The sequence below is a fragment of the Devosia sp. genome (genome assembly GCF_036406155.1).
GTDB lineage: Bacteria > Pseudomonadota > Alphaproteobacteria > Rhizobiales > Devosiaceae > Devosia_A.
Genome location: NZ_DASWVV010000070.1, coordinates 1 through 4,996, shown reverse-complemented (window position 1 = coordinate 4,996; position 4,996 = coordinate 1). Strand labels below are relative to the sequence as shown.

The 4,996-nt window shown below is 69.6% G+C and carries 5 protein-coding genes; 3 read left to right on the top strand and 2 right to left on the bottom strand.

The genetic code is table 11. From position 1 onward, the window contains the following. Positions 1-368 precede the first annotated feature (368 nt). Both VGD93_RS04425 and VGD93_RS04420 read left to right on the top strand, forming a co-directional pair. On the top strand, positions 369-1,718 hold the full coding sequence (locus tag VGD93_RS04425; RefSeq protein WP_395009576.1) for an 8-oxoguanine deaminase: 1,350 nt from the start codon (positions 369-371) through the stop codon (positions 1,716-1,718). Between the two features lie 170 nt (positions 1,719-1,888). Beyond that, on the top strand, positions 1,889-2,878 hold the full coding sequence (locus VGD93_RS04420; RefSeq protein ID WP_395009574.1) for a nucleoside hydrolase: 990 nt from the start codon (positions 1,889-1,891) through the stop codon (positions 2,876-2,878). A 27-nt stretch (positions 2,879-2,905) separates the two neighbouring features. Here VGD93_RS04420 and VGD93_RS04415 read toward each other — a convergent pair whose 3' ends face one another. After that, on the bottom strand, positions 2,906-3,532 hold the full coding sequence (locus VGD93_RS04415) for a nucleoside 2-deoxyribosyltransferase (RefSeq protein WP_003162251.1): 627 nt from the start codon (positions 3,530-3,532) through the stop codon (positions 2,906-2,908). Between the two features lie 121 nt (positions 3,533-3,653). Next, positions 3,654-4,169, bottom strand: a complete 516-nt coding sequence (locus VGD93_RS04410; protein ID WP_003162250.1) for a nucleoside 2-deoxyribosyltransferase — start codon at positions 4,167-4,169, stop codon at positions 3,654-3,656. A 265-nt stretch (positions 4,170-4,434) separates the two neighbouring features. Here VGD93_RS04410 and VGD93_RS04405 point away from each other — a divergent pair. Next, on the top strand, positions 4,435-4,996 hold a 562-nt coding region (locus tag VGD93_RS04405), incomplete at its 3' end, for a BMP family ABC transporter substrate-binding protein (protein WP_395009571.1).

Below are 4,996 nucleotides of genomic sequence, written 5' to 3'. Positions count from 1 at the left end.
CGCGGCGGGCGGCTGGCCGGGCCGGCTTGGCCGGCTGCGCGGCGGGTTGCTCGGGGGAGGGGGGACTGACAGTGGGTTCTTCGCTCATGCGGGACTCCTTCCGTTCTACGTTTTCAGCTATGCAGTCCCCCACTCTATGCCCCTGCCGGGAGGCGTCCGTTGACCCCCATCAAACCGCGCCCGGCCGCCACCGGGAGGAAAGCCTTACACCTCTCCAGAAATCCCTTGTAGGATATCGCCACGCGCGTGGCGTCCCGTCGTCGCCCCGCGGACCTGGATCAGCAGACAGGGTGAACACTGAGCTGGCTCTCATCAACCGAGGGCCGGCAGCGTTCGCGCCGGCCCGCCGATCCGACGAAGGTCCGCACATGTCCCGCACCTGGATTCGCAATCCCCTCGCCATCTTCACCGCCAACGGTCTCGACGCCGCCGGCGGCCTGGTCGTCGAAGACGGCCGCATCGTCGAGCTGCTCGGCGCCGGCCAACAGCCCGCGCAGCCCTGCGCCAGCCAGTTCGACGCCAGCCGGCACGTGGTGTTGCCGGGGTTGGTCAACACCCATCACCACTTCTACCAGACCCTCACCCGCGCCTGGGCGCCGGTGGTCAACCAGCCGCTGTTCCCCTGGCTGAAGACCCTCTACCCGGTCTGGGCGCGGCTGACCCCGGAGAAACTCGCACTGGCCACCAAGGTGGCGCTGGCCGAGCTGCTGTTGTCCGGCTGTACCACTGCCGCCGACCACCACTACCTGTTTCCCGGCGGCCTCGAACAGGCCATCGACGTGCAGGCCGGGGTGGTCGAGGAACTGGGCATGCGCGCCATGCTCACCCGCGGCTCGATGAGCCTTGGCGAGAAGGACGGCGGCTTGCCGCCGCAGCAGACGGTGCAGGAAGCCGAGACCATCCTCGCCGACAGTGAGCGACTGATCGCCCGCTACCACCAGCGCGGAGACGGTGCCCGGGTGCAGATCGCCCTGGCGCCCTGCTCGCCGTTCTCGGTGACTCCGGAGATCATGCGCGCCAGCGCCGAAGTGGCGGCGCGCCACGACGTACGCCTGCACACCCACTTGGCGGAGACCCTCGACGAGGAAGACTTCTGCCTGCAGCGCTTCGGCCTGCGCACCGTGGACTACCTGGATAGCGTCGGCTGGCTCGGCCCGCGCACCTGGCTGGCCCACGGCATCCACTTCAACGCCGAGGAGATCCGCCGGCTCGGCGAGGCGGGCACCGGTATCTGCCATTGCCCGAGTTCGAACATGCGCCTGGCCTCGGGCATCTGCCCGACCGTGGAGCTGGAGGCGGCCGGCGCGCCGATCGGCCTGGGAGTCGATGGCTCGGCTTCCAACGACGCCTCGAACATGATCCTCGAGGCGCGCCAGGCCCTGTACCTGCAACGCCTGCGCTACGGCGCCGAGCGGATCACCCCGGAACTCGCCCTGGGCTGGGCAACCCGTGGCTCGGCACGCCTGCTCGGGCGCAGCGACATCGGCGAGCTGGCCCCCGGCAAGCAGGCCGACCTGGCCTTGTTCAAGCTCGACGAGCTGCGCTTCTCGGGTAGCCACGACCCGCTCTCGGCGCTGCTGCTGTGCGCTGCCGACCGTGCCGACCGGGTAATGGTCGGCGGCGTCTGGCGAGTGGTCGACGGTGCCGTGGAGGGCCTCGACCTGGCCGCCCTGATCGCCCGCCACCGCGAGGCGGCGAGCGCCCTGATCGCCGGGTGAGGCGGGCGCCGACAGAGGAGGCGCCAGGCTTCCTCTGTCGGTTCGCATAGGTCGGCGCGTGGCCCGCAACTGGCTAGACTGTGGCATTCCCCACCAGGAGCCGCCCCATGTCACGCGCCGCCCGCCCATGCAATCGCTTTTGCAGCCTTCTGCTAGGACTCGCCCTGCTGATGCCCGCCAGCCTTCCTCTGTCCGCTGCCGAAACGGTGGCGCCGCCATCGCCGCGGACGCTGATCATCGACACCGATCCGGGCGCCGACGATGTGATCGCCCTGCTGTTCGCCATGGCCTCGCCGAAGGAGCTGAAGATCCAGGCGCTGACCACCGTCGCCGGCAACGTGCCGCTGGAAAAGACCGCGCGTAACGCCCGGCTGGCCCGCGAGTGGGGCAAGCGCCCGGATATCCCGGTCTACGCCGGCGCCCCGCGACCGCTGCTGCGCACGCCGATCTACGCCGCCGACGTGCACGGCAGCGAAGGCATCAGCGGCGTCGAGGTGCATGAGCCGAAGCAGCCGCTGGCCGAAGGTAACGCCGTGGACTACCTGATCCGCACCTTGCGTGCGGCGCCGGAGAAGAGCGTGACCCTGGCCATGCTCGGCCCGGAGACCAACCTCGCGCTGGCCCTGACCCAGGCCCCGGACATCGTCAAGGGCATCCGCGAGATCGTGATCATGGGCGGCGCCCACTTCAACGGCGGCAACATCACCCCGGCCGCCGAATTCAATATCTTCGCCGACCCCCACGCGGCGGAAATCGTGCTCAAGAGCGGGGCGCCGATCACCATGCTGCCGCTCGACGTGACCCACAGGATCCTCACCAGCCCCGAGCGCATCGCCAAGCTGCGCAACCTCGGCAACCAGGCCGGCAAGACCGTCGCCGACATCCTCGACGCCTACGTCCAGTACGACATCAAGTACTACGGCCTGAAGGGCGGCCCGGTGCACGACGCCACGGTGGTCGCCTACCTGCTCAAGCCCTCGCTGTTCAAGGGCAAGCGGATCAACGTGCAGGTCGACAGCCGCGAGGGCATCACCTTCGGCCAGACCGTGGCCGACTGGTACGGCGGCCTCAAGCAGCCGGCCAACGTCGAGTGGATCAACGAGGGCGACGCCCAGGGGTTCTTCGACCTGCTCACCGAGCGTATCGCCCGCCTGCCCTGAGTCTCTCGTCGTACGGCCGGCGCCGGGTCAGCCGTGGCGCCGGCTGGCGAGTTGGCGCAGGGCCTGCTCGGCGTCGCCGACGACGATCCTGCCGGGCACCGCCAGCATCAGGTTGAGCGGCAGGCCGAACTCTTCCAGGGCCATGCCGTCGCGGTCGCGGGTCGGATCCTCGCCGACCAGCTCCGGGGCGTGCCGGCGGATCCGCTCGGCGTAGCTGCCGGCGTCGTCGACGTAGCCATAGACCGGCTTGCCGAGAGCGGTGGCGTAGCCGACCTCGAAGGCGGTGCCGCTGTCCGGCTCGGCGCCGCGGAAGAAGTTCAGGTTGGCCAGCACCGCGTCGGCGCGTTCGATCAGGCCGATGTTGGCGCGGTAGATCCAGGCCGCCTGTTCGCGCGGCTCGGCGAGCTGTTTCGGCAGCGCGTTGTCCAGCGGGTAGAGGCCCTCGAAACCGTAGCGTGCGCACAGTGCCTTGAGTGCTTCGCCGTGGGCGACGGCGTCGGCGCGGAACACATCGGGACCGGCCAGATAGAGTTTCCGCGGCCTGGCCGCGGCGCGTACACCCGGCAGGCTGCCGAGCAGGGCGCCGGCGGGCAGCAGCAGGGCTGCCAGGCGCAGGAAGGTACGACGGCTGCTGGAACCCTTGGATCGGTTCATCGGATGCCTCTTGCAGGCCGGCCTCCCGGATGGGGCCGTTGTTGTCCAGGATTATGGCCGGCAAGCGACGGGCCGGGCGGCGGCTATCTGCCAGCAGCTAGGCGACGGCCTTCCCGCGATGTCAGGCGCGCTCGAGTTCCTCGGCGAGGCGTCGCAGGGCCTCGCGCGGGCCGCCGGCGACCAGCCGCGAAGGCACCGCCAGCATCAGGTTCAATGGCAGGCCGAAACCCTCCAGTTGCCAACCGTCGCGGTCCTCGCCGGGGTGCTCGCCGAGCCATTCCGGGGCCAGCCGGGCGAGGCGCTCGGTGTAGGCGCCGGCATCGCTGAGGTAGGCATATACCGGCTTGCCCAGGGCCAGGGCGTAACCCACTTCGAAGGCGGTGCCGCTGTCCGGCTCGCTGCCGCGGAACGGTTCGAGGTTGGCCAGCACGCAGTCGGCGCGCTCGATCAGGCCGACATTGGCGCGGTAGATCCAGGCGGCCTGTGCGGCTGGCTCGCGGATGTCGGCGGGCAGGGCGTGGTCGAGCGGGTAGAGGCCGACGAAGCCGAACTCGGCGCAGAGCGCCTTGAGGGTTTCGCCATGGGCTTCGGCGTCGGGGCGGAAGACGTCCGGCCCGGCCAGGTAGATCGCGGTCATCGCGTGCGTGCCTTGTTACGGAAAGCCAGCGCCCATGGTAGCGCCATCGTGGCGGCGCCGGCATGCACCAAGCGATGGCGCGCTGCACCGTCCTGCAGCCGCGCCGGCATGACGCGGCGCGCAGAAGCGCGAGCTTGAGCGGAGTTGTCCGGGTGGTCAGGTAATTGCATCGGCGGGCGGGCTGAACGCGAAGCCACGCCCGATGGCCAACCCTGCACTCACCGGAGCACGCCCATCCATGAAACACCGTCGCACGCAATCCCGCATGTCCGTCCTGCGCCGCCTTGCCGCCGTCCTCGGCCTCGGCGCCTGCGCTCTCGCCGCCGAGGCCGCCGAACCACTGAAGATCGGCTTCGTCTATGTCGGCCCGGTCGGCGACCATGGCTGGACCTGGACGCATGACCAGGGCCGGCTGGCGCTGGAGAAGGAGCTCGGTGCCAAGGTCAAGACGAGCTTCATCGAGAACGTCGCCGAGGGGCCCGACGCGGCGCGCGCCATCCGCCAGCTCGCACAGGCCGGCAACCAGATCATCTTCACGACGTCGTTCGGCTTCATGAACCCGACGATCAAGGTCGCGGAGGAGTTCAAGGACGTCAGGTTCGAGCACGCGACCGGCTACAAGACCGCGCCCAACGTCAACACGTACAACGCCCGCTTCTACGAGGGTCGCTACCTCGCCGGGATGGTCGCGGGCCGGATGACGAAGTCGAACACGCTCGGCTACGTCGCCGCGTTCCCGATTCCCGAGGTGCTTCAGGGCATCAACGCGTTCACGCTCGGCGCCCGCAGCGTCAATCCCAAGGTGCAGGTGCGCGTGGTCTGGGTCA